21 protein-coding genes and 1 pseudogene are annotated in these 24,157 nt (G+C 65.5%); 7 read left to right on the top strand and 15 right to left on the bottom strand.

Annotated features, from left to right (window positions below; genetic code table 11):
* The 4 genes and pseudogenes from CON76_RS04570 to CON76_RS04560 all read right to left on the bottom strand — a co-directional run.
* Positions 1 to 107: pseudogene (locus CON76_RS04570) on the bottom strand (sulfate ABC transporter ATP-binding protein); the annotation flags it as partial.
* Positions 108 to 310: 203 nt separating this feature from the next.
* The gene (locus CON76_RS04565) at positions 311 to 871 is read right to left on the bottom strand and encodes a hypothetical protein (RefSeq protein WP_101102173.1); all 561 of its coding nucleotides are present in this window, start codon (positions 869 to 871) and stop codon (positions 311 to 313) included.
* Between the two features lie 7 nt (positions 872 to 878).
* Positions 879 to 1,013, bottom strand: coding sequence for a hypothetical protein (locus tag CON76_RS13680; RefSeq protein WP_276308990.1), 135 nt, complete (start codon positions 1,011 to 1,013; stop codon positions 879 to 881).
* 90 nt (positions 1,014 to 1,103) lie between these two features.
* Positions 1,104 to 2,729, bottom strand: a complete 1,626-nt coding sequence (locus CON76_RS04560; protein ID WP_101102172.1) for an ABC transporter permease — start codon at positions 2,727 to 2,729, stop codon at positions 1,104 to 1,106.
* A 43-nt stretch (positions 2,730 to 2,772) separates the two neighbouring features.
* Between CON76_RS04560 and CON76_RS04555 the strand changes: the two genes are divergently transcribed.
* Positions 2,773 to 3,840, top strand: coding sequence for an ABC transporter ATP-binding protein (locus tag CON76_RS04555; RefSeq protein WP_101102171.1), 1,068 nt, complete (start codon positions 2,773 to 2,775; stop codon positions 3,838 to 3,840).
* Between the two features lies 1 nt (position 3,841).
* Here CON76_RS04555 and CON76_RS04550 read toward each other — a convergent pair whose 3' ends face one another.
* The 3 genes from CON76_RS04550 to CON76_RS04540 form a co-directional block, all read right to left on the bottom strand.
* Complete coding sequence (locus CON76_RS04550; protein ID WP_240592767.1) at positions 3,842 to 6,169, bottom strand: TonB-dependent receptor; 2,328 nt, start codon at positions 6,167 to 6,169, stop codon at positions 3,842 to 3,844.
* 225 nt (positions 6,170 to 6,394) lie between these two features.
* Positions 6,395 to 6,808: a DUF2946 family protein gene (locus tag CON76_RS04545; RefSeq protein ID WP_101102170.1), complete on the bottom strand. Its 414-nt coding sequence runs from the start codon at positions 6,806 to 6,808 to the stop codon at positions 6,395 to 6,397.
* 28 nt (positions 6,809 to 6,836) lie between these two features.
* On the bottom strand, positions 6,837 to 7,331 hold the full coding sequence (locus tag CON76_RS04540) for a copper chaperone PCu(A)C (protein ID WP_101102169.1): 495 nt from the start codon (positions 7,329 to 7,331) through the stop codon (positions 6,837 to 6,839).
* A 141-nt stretch (positions 7,332 to 7,472) separates the two neighbouring features.
* Between CON76_RS04540 and CON76_RS04535 the strand changes: the two genes are divergently transcribed.
* The 3 genes from CON76_RS04535 to CON76_RS04525 all read left to right on the top strand — a co-directional run bounded on the left by CON76_RS04535 (position 7,473) and on the right by CON76_RS04525 (position 12,022).
* Positions 7,473 to 9,776, top strand: a complete 2,304-nt coding sequence (locus CON76_RS04535; protein WP_101102168.1) for an NADP-dependent malic enzyme — start codon at positions 7,473 to 7,475, stop codon at positions 9,774 to 9,776.
* A 165-nt stretch (positions 9,777 to 9,941) separates the two neighbouring features.
* Positions 9,942 to 11,642: a response regulator gene (locus tag CON76_RS04530; RefSeq protein WP_101102167.1), complete on the top strand. Its 1,701-nt coding sequence runs from the start codon at positions 9,942 to 9,944 to the stop codon at positions 11,640 to 11,642.
* On the top strand, positions 11,639 to 12,022 hold the full coding sequence (locus tag CON76_RS04525) for a thioredoxin family protein (protein ID WP_101102166.1): 384 nt from the start codon (positions 11,639 to 11,641) through the stop codon (positions 12,020 to 12,022). Before CON76_RS04530 ends, CON76_RS04525 begins: the two co-directional genes overlap by 4 nt.
* Here CON76_RS04525 and CON76_RS04520 read toward each other — a convergent pair.
* From CON76_RS04520 to CON76_RS04500, 5 genes are read right to left on the bottom strand one after another with little or no spacing between them, the layout of a single operon-like run.
* Positions 11,984 to 13,024 (bottom strand): HD domain-containing phosphohydrolase, encoded by a 1,041-nt coding sequence (locus CON76_RS04520; protein ID WP_101102165.1) that lies wholly within the window; start codon positions 13,022 to 13,024, stop codon positions 11,984 to 11,986. The two genes, CON76_RS04525 and CON76_RS04520, sit on opposite strands and share 39 nt — an antisense overlap.
* A complete protein-coding gene (locus CON76_RS04515; protein ID WP_101102164.1) occupies positions 13,021 to 15,756 on the bottom strand; it encodes a PAS domain S-box protein in 2,736 nt (911 codons plus the stop codon). The genes CON76_RS04520 and CON76_RS04515 overlap by 4 nt, the downstream gene beginning before the upstream one ends.
* A 12-nt stretch (positions 15,757 to 15,768) precedes the next feature.
* Positions 15,769 to 17,100, bottom strand: a complete 1,332-nt coding sequence (gene serS, locus CON76_RS04510; protein WP_101102163.1) for a serine--tRNA ligase — start codon at positions 17,098 to 17,100, stop codon at positions 15,769 to 15,771.
* Positions 17,101 to 17,143: 43 nt separating this feature from the next.
* A complete protein-coding gene (gene ispH / locus CON76_RS04505; protein WP_101102162.1) occupies positions 17,144 to 18,097 on the bottom strand; it encodes a 4-hydroxy-3-methylbut-2-enyl diphosphate reductase in 954 nt (317 codons plus the stop codon).
* A gap of 1 nt (position 18,098) precedes the next feature.
* Positions 18,099 to 18,545, bottom strand: coding sequence for an FKBP-type peptidyl-prolyl cis-trans isomerase (locus tag CON76_RS04500; protein ID WP_101102161.1), 447 nt, complete (start codon positions 18,543 to 18,545; stop codon positions 18,099 to 18,101).
* A gap of 144 nt (positions 18,546 to 18,689) precedes the next feature.
* Between CON76_RS04500 and radC the strand changes: the two genes are divergently transcribed.
* On the top strand, positions 18,690 to 19,364 hold the full coding sequence (radC, locus tag CON76_RS04495) for a RadC family protein (protein ID WP_101102176.1): 675 nt from the start codon (positions 18,690 to 18,692) through the stop codon (positions 19,362 to 19,364).
* Between the two features lie 15 nt (positions 19,365 to 19,379).
* Here radC and CON76_RS04490 read toward each other — a convergent pair whose 3' ends face one another.
* Positions 19,380 to 19,892 carry a DUF2442 domain-containing protein gene (locus CON76_RS04490; protein ID WP_101102160.1) on the bottom strand — a complete coding sequence of 171 codons (513 nt, stop codon included), beginning with the start codon at positions 19,890 to 19,892 and terminating at the stop codon, positions 19,380 to 19,382.
* Entirely contained in the window at positions 19,889 to 20,122 is a 234-nt protein-coding gene (locus tag CON76_RS04485; protein WP_101102175.1) for a DUF4160 domain-containing protein, read from the bottom strand. Before CON76_RS04485 ends, CON76_RS04490 begins: the two co-directional genes overlap by 4 nt.
* Positions 20,123 to 20,175: 53 nt before the next feature.
* Here CON76_RS04485 and CON76_RS04480 point away from each other — a divergent pair, with 53 nt between their 5' ends.
* Together CON76_RS04480 and CON76_RS04475 are read left to right on the top strand one after the other, a co-directional pair.
* The gene (locus tag CON76_RS04480; RefSeq protein ID WP_101102174.1) at positions 20,176 to 23,388 is read left to right on the top strand and encodes a type ISP restriction/modification enzyme; all 3,213 of its coding nucleotides are present in this window, start codon (positions 20,176 to 20,178) and stop codon (positions 23,386 to 23,388) included.
* Between the two features lie 36 nt (positions 23,389 to 23,424).
* The gene (locus tag CON76_RS04475; protein WP_145995330.1) at positions 23,425 to 23,658 is read left to right on the top strand and encodes a hypothetical protein; all 234 of its coding nucleotides are present in this window, start codon (positions 23,425 to 23,427) and stop codon (positions 23,656 to 23,658) included.
* Here the strand turns inward: CON76_RS04475 and CON76_RS04470 are convergent.
* A partial coding sequence (locus CON76_RS04470; protein WP_145995329.1) for an RNA-guided endonuclease InsQ/TnpB family protein occupies positions 23,655 to 24,157 on the bottom strand: 503 nt, incomplete at its 5' end. The two genes, CON76_RS04475 and CON76_RS04470, sit on opposite strands and share 4 nt — an antisense overlap.

Below are 24,157 nucleotides of genomic sequence, written 5' to 3'. Positions count from 1 at the left end.
GCGTGTTCGGGGGTGTCGGTGGCCACGCCGTCCAGGTGCAGCAACCCTTCGTGGGCGCGACCGTGGAACAGGTTGACATCGCCCAAAAAGCCGTACACAAACGGGGCGGGTTCGTGGTGCTGCGCGCGCCACGCCTCTATGCCACCGGCTGCTGCAATTTCAGCTTCAAGTTCGCGCTGGATCTGTTCAGCCATGCGTTTAAGTGGATCCATTGGCCCGTCGTAGAAAGCGCGCTGCCCCGGTGGAAAGTTGGTGTGCTTGAACGCCTCAAAATCGCGGAAAGCCTGCCCCACGGTAATGCCTTGTGATTTCATGATCTTTCCCTCCGGTACAGGAACCCAAACCGCTGCGATAGCGCAACCCAGAACTGGTGCTCAACCTCTTTTTGAGCATCCGCAGGGCGAATGATGCCACGCTTGGCCATATCGTGGACGGTTTGCACCAACGATTGCTGAGTCTGACGACGAAAGGTTTCAATAACACCCACCGGCGGCACTTTCAGCAAATCACGCATGATGTGCCTGAAGTCCGCCGTCACGGCACGAACCTCCAGCAGCATGGCGAACTTGGCCGTATCAACATCACCAACACTGAACGATGCCCCGCCCGGATGGTTGTGCGTGAACGTAGCCCCGCGCATCTGGAGCAGCTCACTTTCCAAGAACGTGATCCGGTCGGGCTGCCCTTGACGGCGCAGCAGCACTTGGCCATCAGGCGCAATGAAGGTGCCGGTTTCGAGCGTGTCGCTGCGGATGGCATCCTCGACCTCTACCGCCGCACGGCGTGCCGGGGTGGAGGTGTCGGGCTTGACCTTGGGTGCGCCGGGGTCGTAGGGGCCAAAGGTTTCGCTGGGTTGCCTGAATTCGCGCATCGGCCAATTATCCCCCCACCCTCTTCAGCCGGTACTCCTCCCGCACCGCCGCCTGCGTCACCTTCTCCCAGTCTGCGCCACCCAGCACCAAATCGAGCCGCTGGCGGTTGCCCAGCACGCGCGCGGCTTCGGCTGGGGGCAAGGTGCGCAGGTACTCACGGGCACCGTCCTCGCGCTCCTTGGCCTGGGCGGCACTCAGGTCGGGGCGCGTGACCAGTGTTGCGTGGCCCCGCTATTTGCTGCGCAAGGTGCGGCTGAGCAACACCACCGGCAGCAAGCCCACCAGCACCAACGTCAACGCGGGCAAGGCGGCTTCGCCCAAACGTTCATCGCGCGCCAACTGGTACGTCACCACGGCCAGTGTGTCGCTGTTGAAGGGCCGCAGCACCAGCGTGGCGGGCAGCTCTTTCATCACGTCCACAAACACCAGCAGCAGCGCGGCGGCGGTGGAGCGGCGCAGCAGCGGCCAATGCACCCGCGCCAACAAACCCGGCCCGGTGGTGCCCAGCATGCGGGCCGAATCGTCCAGGCTGGTGGGAATGCGCGCATAGCCGCTTTGCACGGACTGCAACGCCACCGAGGAGAAACGCACCATGTACGCCCACACCAGGCCCAGTGCGGTGGCGGTGATCCAGTAGCCCACGCTGCTGTCGGGGGCCACCACTTGCAGCCAACCCACAGGGAGTAGCAGGCCCACCACAATCACCGCGCCCGGCACGGCGTAACCCAGTCCGGCCAATTGCACCACCGTGCGCGTGAGGCGGTTGGGTTGGGTGCGTTGCGCAAACGCCAGCCCAAACGCGGCCAGCGTGGCCAGGCCGGCGGTCAGGCCCGCCAGCCACAGGCTGTTGCCCGCCCAGCGCACAAAATCGGCCCAAGGCAGTTCGCCCCAGCTCTCCAGCAGCGGGCGCAGCATGAACAGCACCGGCAACACAAAGCCAAACAGCACGGGCAAGGCGCAGGCCAGCAGCGCCAGCGCAGCCCAGCCCCGCTGCAAGGCCACGGGCTGCGCCTCGGCACTGCCCGCACGTGTGCCGCGCAGGGACGAAAAACGCATCCGGCGCTGCGCCCGGTGTTCCAGCCACAACAGCACGCCCACTGTGGCCAGCAACACGGTGGCCAACTGCGCCGCCGCCAGGCGGTTGTCCATCACCAGCCAGGCCTTGTAGATACCAGCGGTGAAGGTCTGCACGCCAAAGTAGCTGACCACGCCAAAGTCGGCCAAGGTTTCCATCAGCGCCAGTGCAATGCCCGCGGCCACCGCAGGCCGGGCCAGCGGCAAGGCCACCTCGCGCACACGGCGCGACATGGGCGCGCCCAGCAAGCGCGCTGCCTCCATCAGTTGCGAGGCCCGCTCGCTCAACGCGGTGCGCGCCAGCAGGTACACATACGGGTACAGCGAGAACGTGAACACCCACACCGCGCCCCACACGTTGCGCACTTCCGGGAACACCCGGCCCTGCCAGCCCATCGCCTCACGCAAGCCGGTTTGCAGCGGGCCCGAGAATTGCAAAAAATCGGTGTACGCATACGCCACCACGTAAGCGGGCATGGCCAAGGGCAGCAGCAACACCCACTCCATCACGCGGCGGCCCGCAAAGTCGAACAACGTCACCGCGCTGGCGGTGGCCATGCCCACCACACCCACCCCCAGTGCCACCGCCGCACACAACAGCAGCGAGGTGCCGGTGTATTCGGGCAACACCGTCTCCAGCATCTGGTGCAGCACGTCGATGGAGGCGGCATCCAATTGCAGCCACGCCGCCGCCAACGCCAGCACCGGCAGCGCCAGCACCGCCGCAAAGCTCAACAGCGCCAGCGGCGCGAACCAACGCAGGGGATTCAGGACTGAGGACATCGTGGGCTATAAATGAGAATCACCATTATCTACAATGTGGCGCATGTTCCTGAACGTCTCGCAACTCACCATCCGCTACACCGGGGCGGCGCACCCCTCGGTCAACCACGTGTCGCTGGGCCTGCGTGCGGGCGATATCGGGGTGCTGATTGGCCCCTCGGGCTGCGGCAAAACCACGCTGCTGCGCGCGGTGGCGGGGCTGGAGCGCGTCAACGGCGGCCAGATCCAGCTGGAAAAAGACACCGTGAGCAGTGCCACGCTGCACGTGCCGCCCGAACAGCGCCGCATTGGCATGGTGTTCCAGGACTACGCCCTGTTTCCGCACCTGGACGTGGGGCGCAACATCGCCTTTGGCCTGCGCCACCTGTCGGCCCCGGCCCGTGCCGCGCGTGTGGCCGAAGTGCTGGCCTTGGTGGGGCTGGACGGTATGGAAGCGCGCTACCCGCATGAACTTTCGGGCGGCCAACAGCAACGCATTGCGCTGGCGCGGGCGCTGGCACCCCAGCCGCGCTTGCTGCTGCTGGATGAACCCTTTTCCAACCTGGATGTGGACTTGCGCGAACGGCTGGCACACGAAGTGCGCGCCATCATCAAGCGCTCGGGCACCACGGCGCTGTTCGTCACACACGACCAGCTCGAAGCCTTTGCCATTGGCGACGTGATTGGCGTGATGCAGCAAGGCCACCTGCACCAGTGGGACGATGCCTACGCGCTGTACCACCGCCCGGCCAGCCGCTTTGTGGCCGAATTCATCGGCCACGGCGTGTTTGCCCCGGTACGCATCGTGCAAGCAGGCACCGAAACCGTGGTGCAAACCCCACTGGGTACCCTGCACGGGGTGGAAGAATGCCCCCTGCCGAGCGCCTACCCCAACGGCGAATGCGACTTGCTGCTGCGCGCCGACGACATCGTCCACGACGACCACGCCAGCGTGCAAGGCCAAATTGTGCGCAAGGCGTTTCGGGGCTCAGAATTCCTCTACACCCTGCGCCTGGCCAGCGGCGAGACCGTGCTCACGCACGTGCCCTCGCACCATGACCACGAGCTGGGCGATTGGATCGGCATCCGCCCCGCCATGCACCACGTGGTCACGTTCGAGCGCAACCGCTGACTCAGAACTTCACGTTCACGCCCGCGTACACGCTGCGGCCCGCACCCGGCACGGCCACGCCCCACGGCACGCCCGTGCCCGACATGGTTTTGCCTTGCCCAGTGTAAGCACCACCCAACGGATGTTCGTAATAGCGGTCAAGCAAGTTCTCCACACCCATATCCAACCGAACCTGCCCCACAGCGTAACTGGCCCGCAGGTGCAGCAAGCCGTAACCAGCGGTTTCGGTTTCGTTGCGGGTGGCGTTCACGCGGTTTTTGGCGGACACCAACTCAGCCTCCAACGTGGTGCTCCAACGGCCCTGCTGGCGCTCCAGCGCCAACTTGGCGTTGAGAGGCATGATGTGGTACAGATCGTCACCCGTGGTACGGTTCTGACCGCGCACCCAGTTCAACTGGCCGCGTACGGCCCAACTGGCACCAGCCCCCTGACCCAACTGGCGTTGGCCCGACAGATCGAACCCATACAGCCGCGCCGATTGGTTGGCGTAGCGCAGGTACACGAAGGCGTTTTGCGCGCTCAGGTTGGCACTGGTGCAGGCCATGCCATAGGGCGTGGTCGAGACGCAGCGGGCGGCGTCGATGTAATCCTGCACGTACGTGACGTACGGCGAGAACTGCACGCCCCACTGCTGGCGGGCTGGGTCGTGCCAATCGGCGCTGAAGCTCAGGGTGTGCGCCTTCTCGGGCGCCAGGCCCAGGTTGCCCACGTAGCCGTTGCCATCACCCACCAAGTTGACCATGCGCATGGCCATGCCGTGGGTAGACCAAGCAAACCGCTCATACAGGTTGGGGGCACGGTTTTTCAGGCTGTAGCCGAACTCGTAACTTTGGGTGTTGTCGGGCTCGAAGCGCGCCAGCGCCACCCAGTCCCACAGATGGTCGGTACGGCTGCGGTCGGCGGTGTTGAAGGCGGTTTCGTCCGCTGGACTGAAGGTGGCGTTGTAGCCTTGCACCGGCCAGGCGTTCATGCGCACCTGCTCGTGGCGCAGGCCCAGTTGGGTGCTCCACTGCGGGCTCCATTGCGCGTCCCATTCGCCGAACCAGGCGGCGCGGTCGCGTTCGCCATCGCGGATGTTCCAGAACGTGTTGGGCCACATGCCTTTGCCCGAGGGGATCCACCAGTCGTCCAAGCGGTAGCGTTGCCACTCCGCCCCCACGCGCAGCAGGTCGCGCTCGTTGAGCGGCACATCGGCCTTGAGGCGCACGCCGGTGTTGCGGCCTTCGGTGTCCATGGGCATGCCAGCGGCGTAGCCGTTGGCCCCGCCCGACAGCGGCCCCGCCACGCCGTCCACCCCGTTGCCGGGGCCGTACCAGTAAAGTTTGTCGTCGCCAAACTGCATGGCGTGGCGCGTGTGTTCGTGGTACACGCGCGCTTCCAGCTGGCCCCAGTCGTAGCGGCCCCGGTAGCGCAGGTTGACGTGCTCGCTGTCGTTGTCCGTCATGTCCATGCGCTGGTTGGCAAAGCCTTGGTACGGAATGGTTTGCGTGCCGAGTTTCAACTCCCACTGGTGGCGCTGGTCGGGCCGCCAGCCCAGCGTCAACGCCTGGTTGTTGGATTCGTAGGCGCTGGAGCCGACCTCGTCCGCCCCCAGCACACCGCGCCCCGCCGCCGCAAGCCCAGCGGGCTTGAAGCCTTCGGCGGCATGGTAATTGCCAGACTGCGCACTGGCGGCGCGGTAGTTCACGCTCACATGCTCGTTGGCCCAAGTGGCCGACGCATGGCCGCCGTGCGCGTTGCCATTGCTGCGGTAAAAAGCGCCCAGTTCACCCTGCACCAGCGGTGCTTGACCAGACTCGGCAAACACCACTGGGGCCGAATCCACCTGCACCGCCGCGCCCAGACCATCGCCCCCGGCACTGACCGGCGCGATGCGGGTGAACAGTTGCACCCGCCCCACGTGTTGCGGGTCGATATAGGACAGCGGCGGGTTCATGTGGTTGCCGCAGGCCGAGATCAAGTCCATGCCATCCACCTGCACGCGCACCCGGTCGTCGGCCAGCCCACGCACCACCGGCAAGCCCGACACACCACCCGCACCGTACAGCGCCACGCCCGGCGCGTCCTGCAACAAACTGGCCGTGTCGCTGGTGGCGGTGCGGCGCGTTTGCAGCCACACGGCATCCTGCACCACGGTGGGCCGTGGCAATGCGGCGGGCGCGGTGGCCCGTACCGTCACTTCGGGCAACGCGGCCCCATCCACCTCGCTGGCCCACGCGGACACCCCAGACCACGGCACCAGCATCGACCCCAACGCCACACCCCACACCGAATGGCGGCGCGCCGAAACCCGCCCCAATGAACCACGGAACAACATACGATCAACCATTTCTTTCAAACATGCGCCAGCGCACCCGCTGCCAACAGCGAGGGGCACGTCAATACCACCATCACCGGCCCGGGTTGGGCACCGCCACGCACACACGTCCATAGGCACGTACACGACGACGGGCCATCCACCCGCAACCACTGCTTCAATCCAAGGAAAAACCACACGCTTGCGCCAAGCCGCTGCGGGCACACAACGTGCCGCTGCGGGGGCAACAGGCGGGTATCAGGCCAGCGCAGGCGGGCCGCGCGTCCAAGCCGACCGCCACACCCAAGCCACAGGAGCGGGTCGGTCGTATTGCGGCGGCCAGGTGCTGCGGCGCACGCTGGCCACAAAGCCAGCATCGGCGGGCGCGGGCAACGGTGCCGCCCCGGTATGGGACTGGCACCACGGACATTCCATATCCATCGCGGCCGCAGGAGCGTCGTCCTGCAGATCGGCGTTGGCAATGGCGCTGGCGTCTTGCACCCACACCATGCCCGTGGCGGTACACACCTGCAGCCCGGGTGGCAGATTCTGCAGTTGAGCCTGGGCCCAGACTGGCCCCAGCGCGGGCACCAGTGCCGTGACCCACAGCAGCGCCCACACCACCCACCAACGGGTGGCGCGCCGGGCCACGGTGCGCTGCAGCGGCAACATGTGGAGGGCCTGCCGGGAAATCAAGCTATCAGTGCGGCATGGCCATGCGGCCACCCTGCCCGTGCGGCATGGGGCCGCTGCCCGGGGCGCGCGGGTTCATGGCGCGGGCCTCGGCCTGCAGTTCCAGCGTCTCGCGGGTGCCGTTGGCGTGCTCGAACACCAGCGTCAGCGGCACCGGCACGCCGGGCTTGACCTGGGTTTTCAGATCCATCAGCATCACGTGGTAGCCACCGGGCTGCAGGGCCACGGCCTGGCCGGCGGGCAGTGGCAGGCCCGGAACGGCGCGCATCTTCATCACGTCGCGCTCCATCGCCATCTCGTGGATTTCCACCACACCCGCCACGGGCGACTGCGCCGCCACCAGGCGCGAGTCGGCGCTGGCCGTGAGCTGCATGAAAGCGCCTGTGGCGCGCTGTTGCGGCACCGTGGCCCGCACCCAAGGTTGCTCCACCTTGACGGTTTGCGCCCAAGCCGACAGCGACAAACCCAACACCATGGCCGCCACACACCAGCGTTTTTGCATGTAAATTCCCCTGCTCGCCACAAGATTGTGGCGTTTGACACGATTGTATCGACACCAACCGTTACACTGTTGTCAGGTTGGGGCAAGCTTTGTGCCCATCCCACCGCACCACGGTACAACACAACACTGAGAGACCTCCACATGACCCCCGCTGAACAAGCCCTCAAAGACGCTGCGCTGGAGTACCACCGCTCCCCCTCCAAGGGCAAGATTTCGGTCAACCCGACCAAGCCGCTGTCCAACCAGCGCGATTTGAGCCTGGCTTATTCCCCCGGCGTCGCCTTCCCGTGCCTGGCCATTGAAGCCGATCCGACCCTGGCCGCCGAATACACCAGCCGCGGCAACCTGGTGGCCGTCATCACCAACGGCACCGCCGTGCTGGGCCTGGGCGACATCGGCCCGCTGGCGTCCAAGCCGGTGATGGAGGGCAAGGGCTGCCTGTTCAAGAAGTTCGCCGGCATCGACGTGTTCGACATCGAGCTGGCCGAGAACGACCCCGACAAGCTGGTGGACATCATTGCCGCGATGGAACCCACGCTGGGCGGCATCAACCTGGAAGACATCAAGGCCCCCGAGTGCTTCTACATCGAGAAGAAGCTCAAGGAGCGCATGAACATTCCGGTGTTCCACGATGACCAGCATGGCACCGCCATCATCTCCAGCGCCGCGCTGCTCAACGGCCTGGAGCTGGTGGGCAAGGACATCGGCCAGATCAAGATGGCGGTCTCCGGCGCCGGCGCTGCCGCCATTGCCTGCCTGGACGTGATGGTCGGTTTGGGCGTGAAGGTCGAAAACATTCTGGTGTGCGACTCCAAGGGCGTGATCCACAGCCAGCGCGCCGACGCGCTGGCGGGCAAGCTCGACGCCTCCAAGCAACGCTTCTGCCGCGACACCGACAAACGCACCTTGGCCGACGCCATGGCGGGCTGCGACGTGTTCATGGGCTGCTCGGCCCCGGGCGTGGTTGATGCCGACATGGTCAAGTCCATGGCCGACAAGCCCATCATCCTGGCGCTGGCCAACCCGGAGCCGGAAATCCGCCCCGAGGTGGCCAAGGCCGCACGCCCGGACTGCATCATCGCCACGGGCCGCTCGGACTACCCGAACCAGGTCAACAACGTGCTGTGCTTCCCGTACATCTTCCGTGGCGCACTGGACTGCGGCGCCACCAAGATCACCGAGGAAATGAAGCTGGCCTGCGTGCGCCAGATTGCCGACCTGGCCAAGAGCGAGATCAGCGACGAAGTGGCCGCCGCCTACGCGGGCCAGGAACTGGTGTTTGGCCCCGAGTACCTGATTCCCAAACCGTTTGACTCGCGCCTGATCCTCAAAATTGCGCCCGCCGTGGCGCAGGCCGCCGCCGATTCTGGCGTCGCCACGCGCCCGATCCAGGACATGGCCGCCTACAAGGAGAGCCTGGGCCGCTTCATCTACCAGACCGGCATTTTGATGCGCCCGGTGTTCAACGCCGCCAAGGCCATTGCCGCCGACAAGAAGCGCGTGGCCTACGCCGACGGCGAGGACGAGCGCGCGCTGCGTGCGGCCCAGATCGCCATCGACGACGGCCTGGCCGCGCCGATCCTGGTGGGCCGCCCCGCCGTGATCGCCACCCGCATCGAGAAGGCCGGCCTGCGCATGCGCCTGGGCCTGGACGTGCAAAACGTCAACCCCGAGGAAGACCCGCGCTTCCGCCAGTACTGGGAGGAATACCACCGCCTGATGGCGCGCGACGGCGTGACCCCGGCCGTGGCCAAGGCCGCCGTGCGCCGCTCCAACACCATCATCGCCGCGCTGATGGTGCGCCTGGGCGACGCCGACGCCATGGTCTGCGGCCTCAGCGGCGACTACATGACGCACCTGGAGCGCATCGAGAGCATCATCGGCAAAAAGGCGGGCGCCAACAACTTCGGCGCCCTCAACGCACTGATGACCAACAACGGCCCGCTGTTCATCACCGACACCTACGTGAATGAAAACCCCAGCGCCGAGGAGCTGGCCGAAATCGCGTGGATGAGCGTGCAGGAGATGCAGCGCTTTGGCCTGCCGGCCAAGGTGGCGTTCCTGTCGCATTCGAGCTATGGCTCGTCGCGCCGCCCGTCGGCCAGGAAGATGCGCGAGGCACGCGACCTGTTCGTGGCCGCGCACCCCGAGATCGAGTGCGACGGCGAGCTGCACGGTGATGCCGCGCTGCAACCCGAGATTCGCAGCACCTACCTGGCCGACTCGACTCTGAGCGGCTCGGCCAACCTGCTGGTGTGCCCGAACCTGGATTCGGCCAACATTCTCTACAACGTGCTCAAGACCACCACCAGCGGTGGCGTGACGGTGGGCCCGATCCTGATGGGTGCGGCCCAGACCGCGCACATCCTGACCCCGGCCGCCACCGTGCGCCGCGTGCTCAACATGACCGCGCTGGCCGTGGCCGAGGCCGCCGCCGCGCGCTAAACCGCCACACCGCCGCCCGTCGGCCCAGGCACCGCACGTGCCAGCAAAAGGCGCCCCGCATGGGGCGCTTTTTCGCTTTTGGCATAAACTTCAGCTTGCAACCTTCAGCGCCTCATTGTTCGATTTTCCGCACGCCCGCGCGCGTGCACCACTTCTGCGGCACGCATGAGCCAATCTTCCACCCTCCTTCCCGTCGATCTCAGCGGCTCCTCCGCGCTGGTGGTGGACTCCAACACCACCACCCGCTCCATCATCGTGACGCAGTTGCGCGACCTGCGGGTGAAGGACATCCAGCCGGCGTTTCGCATCAGCGACGCGCGCAAGTACCTGGAAGGCCGCACCTACGACATCGTCATCTGCGACCACTTCTTCCCGCAGGAGTCCAGCACCGGGCAGGACTTGCTCGACGACCTGCGCCGGGGCGGTCTGCTGCCGTTTGCCACCATCTTTTTGATGGTGACGGCCGAGGCGCGCTACTCCAAGGTGGCAGAGGCCGCCGAGTCGGCGCTGGACGGCTATTTACTCAAGCCCTTCACCACCGCGCGGCTGGCCGAGCGCATTGCCGCCGCCAAGCTGCGCAAGCTGGCGATGCAGGACATCTACGAGGCCATCGAGGCGCAGGATTTTCCGTACGCGGCGCGGCTGTGCCTGCAGCACTTTAAGCAGCGCAACGACTACTGGATGTACGCCGCGCGCGTGGGCGCCGAGCTGCTGCTGCGCCTGACGCACTTTGACCAGGCCCAGCGCCTGTACGAGGCGGTGGTGCAGGCCAACCCGCAACCGTGGGCGCGGCTGGGCATCGCCCGCGTGCAGCTGGAGATGGGCCTGCCGCACCAGGCGCTGCCGGTGCTGGAGGGCCTGACCCAGGACGAACCCGGCTACGCCGATGGCTTTGACATCCTGGGCCGCACCCTGATGGAGCTGGGCCGCTTTGACGAGGCCTTGAACGCCTACCGCACCGCCACCCAGCTCACGCCCGCCTCCATCAGCCGCCTGCAGCGCCAGGGCATGCTGGCGTTCTACCGGGGCGAGCAGGACACCACCACCCAGCTGCTGGAGCGCACGGTGCGCCTGGGGCTGGGCTCCAAGATGTTCGACGGCCAGTCGCTCACACTGCTGGGCATGCTGCGCTTCGAGGCACAGGACAAGCGCCAGTTTGCCGCCTGCCAGCTCGAGCTGCGCCGCATGGCGCTGCGCAACCCCGAGTCGGTGCGGCTGCGCCGCATGGCCGAGGTGCTGACGGTGCTGGACTGGCTGCTCAACGACGACGTGCACGAGGCCGTGGCCGCGCTGGCGCCGCTGCTGCAGGCCATCTCGCAGCCCGACTTCGACTTCGAGGCCGCGTGCAACCTGCTCACCGTGCTGGTGCTGCTGTGGGAACGACGCGTCATGGTGCCGCGCGCCGAGGACACGGTACACGCGCTGGGGCTGCGCTTTGCCACCTCCAAGGCCATGGCCGAACTGCTGGAAGGCGCAGCGCGCCGCCACGAGGGCTACTGCGAGATCCTGGAACGCTGCAACCTGGAGGTGCTGCGCCTGATCGAGGCCGCGCTGGCGCCCAGCCTGACCGGCGACGCACAACGCACGGTGGAGGACCTGCTGGCGCAAGGCTCGGCCAGCTTCAACAACAAGGTGATCGAGACCGCGTGGCTGGTGCTCAAGCGCTACCGCAGCAAGATTGCCAACGCCGACGCGCTCGAAGCCAGGCTGCAGCCGCTGCGCCAGCTGCTGGGCACGGCCTACAACAAGCCCGTGCTGGGCGACCGCAACCTGCGCCAGTCGGGCGGTGTGAGCCTGCGCGGCATGGACACCCCACCCGTGGCGCCCACGCTGTCGGCCGCGCTGCCGGCGGGGCTGCCGGCATGACGACCGGCGTGCAGGTCTGGTGCCTGTGCGCGGCGTGGTGTGGCGTGTGCCGCGACTTTGCCCCGCTGCTGGCGCAGGCGCAGCGCGAACGGCCCGGGGTGCGCCTGGGCTGGCTCGACGTGGAAGACGAGGCCGAGTGGCTGGATGCGCTGGACGTGGAGAACTTTCCGACCCTGCTGCTGGCGGTGGACGGGCGCGCGGTGTTCCTGGGCACCGTGACGCCACAGCTGGGCACGCTGCTGACGCTGATCGACCACGCGCCCACCCTGCCCGCGCTGGCGGGCGAGACCGCCGCCTTGCTGGCGCCGGTGCTGGCGCACTACGGCGCCCAGACGGCAGGCTCAGATATCGAACGCGGGCATGGTGGCCTGGATATCTGAGATATCCTCGCTCCAGCGCCGGTAGACCTTGCGCACCTCATCGGCGCGCTGCACGAACAGCGGCACCAGCGCCGGGTCGAAGTGCGCGCCCGCCTCGCGCTGGAGGAAGGCCAGCGCATCGTCCACGCTCCAGGCGCGCTTGTAGGGGCGGTCGCTGGTCAGGGCATCGAACACGTCACACACCGCCACGATGCGGGCCTCGATCGGGATCGCCTCGCCGCGCAGGCGCAGCGGGTAGCCGGTGCCGTCCCATTTCTCGTGGTGCGACAGCGCAATGCGCGCCGCCATGGCCAGCATGCCGTCCTGGTGCTGGCCGATGATGCGCGCGCCAATCTCGGCGTGCTGCTGCATCACGGCCATCTCGTCGGCGCTGAGTCGGCCCGGCTTTTGCAGAATCACGTCGGGAATGCCGATCTTGCCCACGTCGTGCAGCGGTACCGCACTCATCAGGTCCTCCACCCGCTCGTCCGACCAGCCCAGCGCCTCGGCCAGGAGGCGCGCGTACTGGCTGACACGGATGATGTGCAGCCCGCTTTCGTTGTCCTTGTACTCGGCGGCAATGCCCAGGCAGCGCACCACCTGCTGGTGTACCAGGCGCAGCTTGTCGGCGCGCACCAGCGCCAGGTGCGTCACGATGCGCGAGCGCACCACCGAGGCCGCAAACGGGCGGTTGATAAAGTCCACCGCGCCGGCGGCAAAGCCGGTGGCCTCGTCGCTGGGGTCGTCGGCGGAGGTAATGAAGATCACCGGCACGCGCGCGGTCTCGGGCTGGGCCTTGAGCGCGCGGCAGGTGTCGTAGCCGCTCATGCCGGGCATGATGACGTCGAGCAGGATCAGGTCGGGCGGCTGCTGGCGCGCCAGCTCCAGCGCGCGTGTGCCGTCCTTGGCAAAGGCCAGCCGGTAGTCTTGCTGCAGCAGGTGGCGCAGCAGCATCAGGTTGATGGGCTCGTCGTCCACCAGCAGCAGGCGGGGACGGTTGTCGGCAGGGGTGTCGTCGCTCATGGGGTGCGCTCGGAAGGGTCAAGGGGGGGCGTGCCGGCCTGGGGGCAGCGCGCCAGCAGCGCGTCCAGCGCGCCCTGGGCCTGCTCAAAGTCAAAGGCGAGCACCGCCTGGTAAAACGGTTGCCACAGCAAGGGGGTGGCCACGCCGCCCAGTGCCCGCTGCAGCGCCTCCACCGTGGCGGGGGCACATTCGCCGGCCTGCAGCTGCTGGCGCACAGTGGCGGCCAGGGCCAGCACCTGGGGCAGGTCGCAGCGGGCGGGGGCCATGTCGGGCGGGGGCAAGACGGGTGGGGCCACGTGAACCTGCATGGCGGCCAGGGTGCGGGCCACCACGATCTCGAACTGCGCCATCACCGCCGACACCACGTTGGTGGGGCCGGTGTTGCGCCAGGCTTTTTCCAACCGCTCCAGCACCTGCACCAGCGCCGTCAGCGCCAGCGCCGAGGCCGAGCCGCGCAGCTGGTGGATCCAGACCTCAGTGTCCGGGTTGTGATCGCGCACGCCTTGCACAATGCGCTCGACCTGCGCGGGCAGGTGGTGGTAGAGGTGGGTCAGGGCTTCGCGCCAGGCGCTGCTGCTGCCCGACCACCGCTCCACGCCCGCAGTCTCGTCGATCCAGACCGGCGTGAGCGGCACCACCGCCTGCGCCGTGGTGCCAGGCTGCACGCCCAGCACGCGCGCCATCTCGGCCTTGAGCTGCTTGAGCTCAATGGGCTTGGTGGCAAAGCCGTCCATGCCGGCCTGCTGCGCCGCCTGGCGGTCCGAGAGCAGCACGCTGGCCGTCAGCGCGATGATGGGCAGCGCGGGGTGTGTGTGCGTGACCTCGAAGTGGCGGATGTGCTGCGTGGCCTCCAGCCCGGTCATGCCCGGCATCTGCACGTCCATCAGCACCAGGTCGAACGGCTGGTGCGTGGCCTGGTACACCGCCGCCTCGCCGTTGTTGACGGTGGTGACGGTGTGGCCTTCCTTCTTCATCAACAGCGCCAGCAGCTGCAGGTTGAGCGCCACGTCGTCCACCAGCAGCAGGCGCAGCGGCGGCAGTGCCACGTCCTCGGCCTGCTCGGGTGCGGCACCACCCTGGTGGACGGCGTCGGCCAGCGGCAGCAGCACGTGGAACACGCTGCCGCGCCCGGGCTCGCTTTCCACCCAGATGCGCCCGCCCATCAAGTCCACCAGCTGCTTGCTGATGGTGGTGCCCAGCCCGGTGCCGCCAAAGCGGCGGCTCATGGAGGCGTCGGCCTGCGTGAAGGGATCGAAGATGCGGCGCAACTGCTCGGGCGTCATGCCGATGCCGGTGTCCTTGACGCTGAAGTGCATGCGCTGCTGCGGGCCCTGGCCTTCTTCGGCCACGGTGAGTTCGACCTCGCCGCGCTCGGTGAACTTGACGGCGTTGCCCAGCAGGTTGGTCAGCACCTGGCGCACGCGCAGGCTGTCGCCCCGGTAGTGGGCCTTGACCTCGGGCGCGCACTGCACCTTGAAGGCCACGCCCTTCTGGCGCGCGGTCAGGGCGTAGGAGTCCTCCAGCTCGCGCAGCAGCGCCAGCAAATCGAAGTCCGCCAGCTCCAGCTCCAGCGCGCCCTTGTCGAGCTTGGCCGAGTCCAGGATGTCGTTGAGCAGGCGCAGCAGCGACGAGGCCGAGCTGTGCACGGTGTTGAGGTACTTGCGCTGCTCATCGCTCAGCGGCGTGTCCAGCAGCAGGTGCGTAAAGCCCAGCACCGAATTCATGGGCGTGCGCAGCTCGTGGCTCATGTTGGCCAGGAAGGCCGAGCGCGCGGCCGCCGCCTGCTCGGCGCGGTCCTTGGCCACCTGCAGCTCGTGGTTGCGCTTGCGCTCGCTGATGTCGCGCGCGATCTTGGACGCGCCCACCACCTCGCCCTGCGCGTCCAGGATCGGCGACAGCGTGACCGAGATGTCGATCAGCCGGCCGTCCTTGCAGCGGCGCACGGTCTCGAAGCTGGGCACCTTGTGCTGCTGGCGGATGCGGTCCAGGATGGCGCGCTCCTCGGCCAGGCGGTCCTCGGGGAACAGCATCAGCATGGGCTGGCCGATGGCCTCCTGCGCGCTGTAGCCAAAGATGCGCTCGGCGCCCTGGTTCCAGCTGGTGATGATGCCGTCCACGGTCTTGCTGACGATGGCGTCGTCGCTGCCCTGGATGATGGCCTGTGCCTGGTGCAGGTCGGCCTCGGCCAGCTTGCGGCTGGTGATGTCGAACAGCAGCGCGTTGATGTACTCGGGCGTGCCACTGGCGCTGCATTGCAGGTAGGCGTGCAGCTGCATCCAGCGGATGGCGCCGTTGCGATGGCGCAAGCGCCCATCCAGCTCGGGCGCGGTGGGCTGCTGGCACGACAGGGCTTCGAGCGTCTGGCGCAGGCGATCGGCATCGGCCACCACCGCCGGGGCCAGCGCGCTGTCGAACAGCGGCTGGTGCAGCACGTCGGCCTCGGTGTAGCCGGTCAGGGCCTGCAGCTGGTGGTTGACCTGCAGCACGCGCCACGGCGCGCTGGCCTCCACGCGCAGCAGCACGCCGGGCAGGTTGTGCGTCAGGTGCCAGTAGTCCTGCTGGCTGTGCTCCAGCGCCTGCGCATGCTGCTCCAGCTCGGCCACGCGCTGCGCGGCGGCCTGCCCGCGGCGGCGCCAGCGCCAGCCCTGCACGGCCAATGGCAACACCACCAGCACCAACGCCCACAGCGCCCATGCAACATCACCTGCCAGCCAGCGCATCCAGTCGGTCATAAATGGGGCCGTTTACAGCCGTTCGGCGCCGCCCAGGTAGGGGCGCAGCACCTCGGGCACGGTGACGCTGCCATCGGCGTTCTGGTAGTTCTCCAGCACCGCCACCAGGGTGCGGCCCACCGCCAGGCCTGAGCCGTTGAGGGTGTGTACCAGCTCGTTCTTGCCCTGCGCGTTCTTGAAGCGGGCTTGCAGGCGGCGCGCCTGGAAGGCCTCGCAGTTGCTCACCGAGCTGATTTCGCGGAAGGTGTTCTGCGCGGGCAGCCACACTTCCAAATCGTAGGTCTTGCTGGCGCCAAAGCCCATGTCACCGCTGCACAGCGCCACCACGCGGTAGGGCAGGCCCAGCTTTTGCAGGATGGCCTCGGCGTGGCCGGTCATTTCCTCCAGCGCGGCGTAACTGGTGTCGGGGTGGACGATCTGCACCATTTCCACCTTGTCGAACTGGTGCTGGCGGATCAGGCCGCGCGTGTCGCGCCCGGCAGAACCGGCCTCGGAGCGGAAGCACGGTGTGTGCGCGGTGAGTTTGATCGGCAACGCGGCCTCGGCCACGATCTCGTCGCGCACAAAGTTGGTCAGCGGCACCTCGCTGGTCGGAATGAGGTACAGCGCCTGCGTGTCGGGCACGGGTTCGGCGTCCTGCCCGCCCTTGTTGGCGGCAAACAGGTCGGCCTCGAACTTGGGCAGCTGGCCGGTGCCGCGCAAGCTGTCGGCGTTGACGACGTAGGGCACATAGCATTCGGTGTAGCCGTGCTCTTGGGTTTGGGTATCGAGCATGAACTGGGCCAGCGCGCGGTGCAGGCGCGCGATGCGGCCTTTCATCACCACAAAGCGCGCGCCGCTGAGCTTGGTGGCGGTCTCGAAGTCCAGCCCCAACGGTTCGGCCAAGGCCACGTGGTCTTTCGGTTCAAAACCCAGCTCGGCGGGACTGCCGCCCAGGCCGACTTGCGGGCTCCAGCGGCGCACCTCAATGTTACCGGTTTCGTCCGCCCCCACCGGTACGCTGTCGTGCGGCAGGTTGGGCACCGCCAGCAGCAGGGCTTGCAGTTCGGTCTGGATTTGCTCCAGCCGGGTGGCCGAAGTTTCCAGCTCGGCCTTGGCCAGCGTCACATCGGCCATCACGGCGGCGGCTTCGGCGTTCTGGCCCTTGCTTTTGAGCATGCCGATCTGTTTGGACAGGCTGTTGCGCTGCGCCTGCAGCTCTTCGGTGCGCACCTGGATCGCCTTGCGCTCGGCCTCCAGCGCCTGGAAGGCGGGCACGTTCAAAAAGGCTTGTGGGTGCTTGCGGGTGTTGAGGCGGGCGACCACGGCGTCGAGGTCTTTGCGCAGCAGGGTGATGTCGAGCATAAAAATAGAAACAGGAATGGAATAAAAAATGGGAAGCGAGGGCTCAGCCTGCGGCGGCGTCGAGCTTGAGGCCCTTGGGCAGCGGGAACTGGGTGGTTTCCTTCACGCCATCCAACGTGCGCACCGACACCGCGCCCAGCGCCTTGAGGCGTTGTACCACGCCCTGCACCAAGGCTTCGGGGGCCGATGCGCCGGCGGTCACGCCCACGCGTGGGCGGCCATCGAACCAAGCGTCTTGCAATTCCGAAGCGTCGTCCACCATGTAGGCGGGCACACCCAAGCGGGTGGCCAGTTCGCGCAGGCGGTTGGTGTTGGAGCTGGTGGGGCTGCCCACCACCACCACGGCATCCACCTGAGCGGCCAACACCTTGACCGCATCTTGGCGGTTCTGGGTGGCGTAGCAGATGTCTTGCTGCTTGGGGCTGCGGATGTGCGGAAAGCGCGCCTTGACGGCAGCGGTGATGGCAGCGGCATCGTCCACGCTCAACGTGGTTTGCGTCACCACGGCCAGCTTGTCGGTCTGGCTGGGCTGGACGCGGGCCACATCGGCCACGTCTTCCACCAGGTGGATACCGCTGTCGAGCTGGCCCATGGTGCCTTCCACCTCGGGGTGGCCTTTGTGGCCGATCATGATGAATTCGTAGCCTTCTTTGTGCAGCTTGGCCACTTCCACATGCACCTTGGTCACCAGCGGGCAAGTGGCATCAAAGATGCGAAAGCCACGCGCACGCGCTTCCTGCTGCACGGCCTGGCTCACCCCGTGGGCGCTGAACACCAGCGTGGCCCCGGCGGGCACATCGTCCAGCTCCTCGATGAAAATCGCGCCCCGATTTTTGAGGTCGTTGACCACGTGGGTGTTGTGGACAATTTCGTGCCGCACGTAGATGGGTGCGCCAAATTTGAGCAGAGCCTGCTCCACAATATCGATGGCGCGGTCCACCCCGGCGCAAAAGCCACGCGGTTCGGCCAGCAGCACCTCTTGCACAGCGGCGCTCATCTCACAGCACCCCAATGATTTGCACTTCAAACCGCACCGGCTGTCCCGCCAGCGGGTGGTTGAAGTCGAACAGGATGGCCCCATCGGCACGCACCTCGCGCACCGCACCGGCGTAGCTGCCCAGCCCGTCGGGGGTGGGGAACTGCACCACATCGCCCGGCACGTATTGCTCCATCGGGTCGCCCAACTGGTTCATGAGCTTGCGCGCCACCCACTGCACCATCTCGGGCTGGCGTTCGCCAAAGGCCTCGCCGGGGGCCAGCTCGATGGTGGTGTGCGTGCCTTCTTCCAGCCCCAGCAGGCGCTGCTCGATGCCCGGCGACAGCTCGCCGCCCCCGATGCTGAGCGTGGCGGGCTGGGCCTCGAACGTGTTGATGAAGTCGCGCCCGTCCGGCCCCGAGAGGCGGTAATGCAGGGTCAAAAAAGAACCGGGTTCAATGTGGGGCATAGCGGGCCATTGCAGTTGTTCGTGGTAAAAATGTCAAATGCGCCGGGCCGCACCGATGCCGACCTGGCCACCAGCGCGCCCGCGCACCGTCAAACATGCCGCTATTGTAGAAAAGGGAGCCCCCGCACCATGCCCACACCGCACATACCCCTGAAAGGCATGCCCGCCGACAGCCTGCCGCGCGAGAAACTGCTGCAACGCGGCCCCGCCGCCCTGAGCGATGCGGAACTGCTGGCCCTGCTGCTGCGCACCGGCACCCAAGGCAAGAACGTGCTGCAACTGGCACAAGAGCTGGTGGACGACTTTGGCGGCATTGCCGGACTGCTGCACAGCGGTGCCGAGGCGCTCAAGCACGTCAAGGGACTGGGGCCCGCCAAACGCGCCGAGTTGATGGCGGTGGTGGAACTGGCCCGCCGCGCGCTGGCGCAGGAACTCAAACAGAAACCCGTGTTCGACAACCCGGAATCGGTCAAAAACTACCTGCAACTGCACCTGGGCCACAAGAAACACGAGGTGTTTGCCGTGGTGTTTCTGGACAGCCAGCACCAATTGCTGGCGCTGGAGGAGATGTTCAGAGGCACGCTGTCGCAGACCAGTGTGTACCCGCGTGAAGTGGCCCTGCGCGCCTTGCATCACCACGCCGCTGCCGTCATCCTGGCCCACAACCACCCCAGCGGCAACACCACCCCGTCCAACGCCGACCAGTCCTTGACCCAAACCCTCAAGGGTGCGCTGCAACTGCTGGACGTGCGCGTGCTCGACCACATCATCGTCACCGCCAACGGCTGCCGCTCGATGGCGGAAATGGGGCTGGTATGACCCCACCTGACGCGATCAGGCGTGCAAGGGCGTGCCTGTGCCATGCGTTGCAGCACCACGCCTGCGGACGGTGCGCGCTTGCGCCCTATGCTGTGCCCGCTCGGCCTGCCAGCCCACGCAGGCCAACCAAACCGTCTTGGGGATCGGTCTGGCCGCGCTCAGGTAGTAATTCAGCATGCGGCGCGAAATCCCCACCGCGTCGGCGGCTTGCTGCTGGGTCAGGCCGCAAGCGTGCATCCAGTGGCACAGCCGCTCGTGGCCTATGCCCCCGGCTTGCTCCACGGCCAGATGGCGCAGGTTGTCCGCGCCCAAGTCCAGCGTGTCGGGTATCCACTCCACGCCCGTGCCCCATTCGCTCACGCGGGGCTGTGCAAACAGCACCGGGTCGGCCAGCGGCTGCAAGGCATGGGTCTCGGCAATCCAGCCCGACAAGTCCACCTCGGCAGACCAGCCGTCGGCAAACACCAGGTGCAACTTCTGGCCCGGCAGCGCCGTTACCTGCTGCAAGCGCAAAGGGTTCGCTGTCATCGCTGCAACTCCTCAAACATTTCAACCAATTCTGCCCTGCGCGCCGCAATCCAGGCCAGTGCCTCGGCCAGTTCGGCACGCCGCACCCGCTGGCGCATCACCAGTTGGCCATCGGCCAAATGCACCAGCACCTCGCGCCCATCGTTGAGCAACACATGCACGTGCGGCGGCAAATGGTCTCGGGTGCGGATTTCGATTTTGCCATTCGGAAAACGGTACAGGGTCGGCATCCCCAGCATTTTAATATGTGCAACAGTTGCACCAAATTACTTTCACCAGCACCATGAGCCAACTCCTCATTCACGACTACCTTAACCAGCTCGATCTCATCAAAAAAGTGAGTGGCAGCCAGCGCGAAACCATCTTGCGCGAGGCCTTCAAGGACTTGCTCAAGCAATGGGGCAAGCAGCAAGACCTGCTGTTTTTGGCCGAATACCCGCTCAAAACCACCTTCAACACCCACATCAACGTGGACGGTGTGCTGATGCACGCACTGCGCATGCCGCTGGGTTATTGGGAGGCCAAAGACGCAAAGGACGATCTGGACAAGGAAATCAGCGACAAATTCAAAAGAGGCTACCCGCAGGACAACATCATCTTCAGCGATGACCGCACCGCCGTGCTGTGGCAAAACCAGCACGAGGCGCTGCGCTGCGACATGACCGACACCACCGCGCTGGCCCAGCTGCTGAAGCGGTTTTTTGCGTTCGAGCGGCCCGAGATTGCGAGCTTTCGCACGGCGGTGGAACAGTTCAAGACCGACCTGCCCACCGTGCTGCAAGCCCTGCTGGAGATGATCGACACCCAGTACCGCGACAACGCCAGCTTCCGCAGCGCCGCCAGCGCGTTTTTGGCGCAGGCGCAAGAGGCCATCAACCCCACGCTGACCGCCGACAACGTGCGCGAGATGCTGATCCAGCACATCCTGACCGAAGAAATTTTTGCCAAGGTGTTTGACGACAGCGACTTCCACCAGCACAACAACGTGGCGCGCGAGCTGTACCAGCTGGAAGCCGCTTTCTTCACCGGCGCGCTGAAGAAAAAAACCCTCAAAGGGCTGGAGCCGTACTACGCCGCCATCCGCGCCGCAGCGGCCCAAATTGGCAGCCACAGCGAGAAGCAAACTTTCCTCAAGGTCATCTACGAAAACTTTTACAAGGTGTACAACACCAAGGCCGCCGACCGGCTGGGCGTGGTCTACACGCCCAACGAGATCGTGCGCTTCATGATCGAGGGCACCGACTGGCTGTGCGAGCGCCACTTTGGCAAACACCTCATCGACCAGGGCGTGGACATCCTCGACCCCGCCACCGGCACGGGCACCTACATCTGCGAACTGCTGGAGCACTTCCGGGGCCAGCCCAAAAAACTGGCGCACAAGTACGCGCACGAGCTGCACGCCAACGAGGTGGACATCCTGCCCTACTACGTGGCCAACCTCAACATCGAGGCCACCTACGCCGCCATCACCGGCGACTACACCGAATTCCCCAACCTGTGCTTTGTCGATACGCTGGACAACGTGGGCCTGCACACCGCTGGCAAAGGCGGCACCGCCGAACTGTTTGGCAGCGTGAGCGACGAGAACGTGACCCGCATCAAACGCCAGAACGCGCGGCGCATCAGCGTCGTCATTGGCAACCCGCCCTACAACGCCAACCAGGCCAACGAGAACGACAACAACAAGAACCGCGAATACGGGGCCATCGACCGCCGCATCAAAGACACCTACATTGCCCACAGCACGGCGCAAAAAACCAAGCTGTACGACATGTACGCGCGCTTTTTCCGCTGGGCCAGCGACCGGCTGGACGACAACGGCATCTTGGCCTTTGTGACGAACCGCAGCTTTGTTGACGCGCGCACTTTCGACGGCTTTCGCAAAACCGTGGCGCAGGAGTTCAGCGACATCTACGTGGTGGACTTGGGCGGCGACGTGCGCGCCAACCCCAAACTCAGCGGCACCCGGCACAACGTGTTCGGCATCCAGACAGGCGTGGCCATCAGCTTCATGGTCAAGCGCCAGCGCCCGGCGCACGAGCCAGGCCCGGCCCGTGTGTGGTACGTACGCCGCCCCGAGCTGGAAACCGCCGAGGACAAACTGGCCTGGCTGGCCAGCCAGCCCCTGCGCACGCTGGCACTGGAGCAGATACAGCCCGACCCCAACGCCAACTGGCTGAACCTGACCGACAACGACTTTGACACCCTGCTGCCGCTGGCCAGCAAGGAGACCAAGGCAGCAAAATCCAACCGTGACGTGAAGGCAATTTTTCGGAAATTTTCTCTTGGAGTTGTGACCGCAAGGGACGAATGGGTCTATAGCTTTGATTCCGAGTGTGTGGCATCAAAGGTTCAATATTTGATCGAGGAATACAACTCTGAGCGGTTGAGACTTCAGGGTGAAATGCGAAAGCGTACCGGTCTTGAGGATCGCCTGGCATATGAAATCAAGTGGTCTCGTGCGGTCAAAAATGACTTGAGCAGATCAATTAAATATGTTTTCAACGAAGACCGAATCCGAACTTCCCTGTATAGGCCGTTTGTCAAGCAATGCTTGTATTACAGCAAGCAACTGAATGAAATGACCTATCAGCTTGACACTTTATTTCCCGGGAAACTCGATAAAAACAAATTTATCTCTATTGTTTCCGGCAATCGTCTAAATTTTGCAGCCCTAGCAGGAGATGCACTACCAAACTATGCAATCTACTCCCTTGATCCTGCACAGTGTCTGCCTTTGTATCGTTATGAACTTGGGCAGAAAATCGACAACATCACCGACTGGGCACTGGAACAATTCACCCAGCACTACCACGGCAACGGCAACAGCCCCACGACCACGCCAGCCCAACCCCGCCGCCCCAGCCGCAGCAAAAAGGCCGATGCCGCCACCCCAACCGATGCCCACAGCCCCGCCACGGCCAGCGCCCCGGATGCCACCGCCCAATCCATCACCAAAGAAGCCATCTTCCACTACTGCTACGCCGTGCTGCACGACCCCGTGTACCGCCAGAAATACGCACAAAACCTCAAGCGCGAATTCCCGCGCATCCCCCTCTACCCCGACTTCTGGCGCTGGGCCCACTGGGGCGCACAACTCATGGCCCTGCACATCGGCTTCGAGACCGTAGCCCCCCACGCCCTCACCCGCGCCGACGTACCCGACACCAAAGCCCGCGCGGCCAACCAAGCCCCCAAAGCCCTGCTCAAATCCGACCCGGCAGCGGGCACCATCACCCTCGACACCGAAACCACCTTGCGCGGCATCCCGCCCAGCGCGTGGGCCTACCAACTCGGCAACCGTTGTGCCATCGACTGGGTGCTCGACCAGTACAAAGAGAAAAAACCCAAAGACCCCACCATCCGCGAACACTTCAACACCTACCGCTTCGCCGACCACAAAGAAAAAGTCATCGACCTGCTCGCCCGCGTCACCACCGTCAGCGTGCAAACCGTCGCCATCACCCAAGCCATGCAGGCGCTGGAGCGGGGGTGAGGGTATTTATACGATGTACAATAAATCATGTACACCGTGATCGAAACTCCCACTTTCCAGCGCACCGCCGGTGCTTTCTGGAGCGAGTCTGAGGTGGCGGAGCTTGTATGTTTCGTTGCGGACAACCCCAACGCAGGCGATGTGATTCCAGGCACCAAAGCGTTGCGCAAACTGCGCTGGAACCGCGCCGGCATGGGCAAGCGTGGCGGCGCACGAGTCATCTATTTTGTGCGTACCGCCCAAGGTCAGTTGACATCCTCCCCGCCCTAAAGGGCGGGGATTCCTGCTGCCAGACGGCGATGCCCCGCCGCGAGAATGTTTTTGGCCGCGTTTACGTCGCGGTCGTGTACCGCTCCGCACTCGCTGCACGTCCATTCTCTTATTCGCAAACCCGCCCTACCTTTCGGACTGCTGGCGGGTATCACCCCGCAGCACGAGCAAGTCTGGGTTGAATACGCTTCGTTCACGACCTCGAACACCACACCGGCCTGATGGCTCTTTTGTTCCAACATGGTTTTCAGCATGGCCCAGCCCGCGTCCAACGTGCTTTTGGCCATGGTGGTCTTGACCAGCTTGGCGCTGGCCACGTCGCCCACGAAGATGGCGGCGTTTTGTCGCACCATCTCGGTGCTGAATTTGTGCAGCGCGTCTTTACGCTGATTTTTGATCTTGGCGTGGATCGCCTTGACGCGCTTTTTCTTTCGGGCGCGCTGCGCCTTGGCCAGTTCCAGCTCGTGCTGGCGGTACCAGCGCCCTTCCAGCTTGTCGC

This window comes from Macromonas bipunctata (assembly GCF_002837135.1).
In the GTDB taxonomy this organism is placed as follows: Bacteria; Pseudomonadota; Gammaproteobacteria; order Burkholderiales; family Burkholderiaceae_C; genus Macromonas_A; species Macromonas_A bipunctata.
Note: the sequence above shows the minus strand (reverse complement) of the source record. Positions and strands in the feature narration are given on the sequence as shown.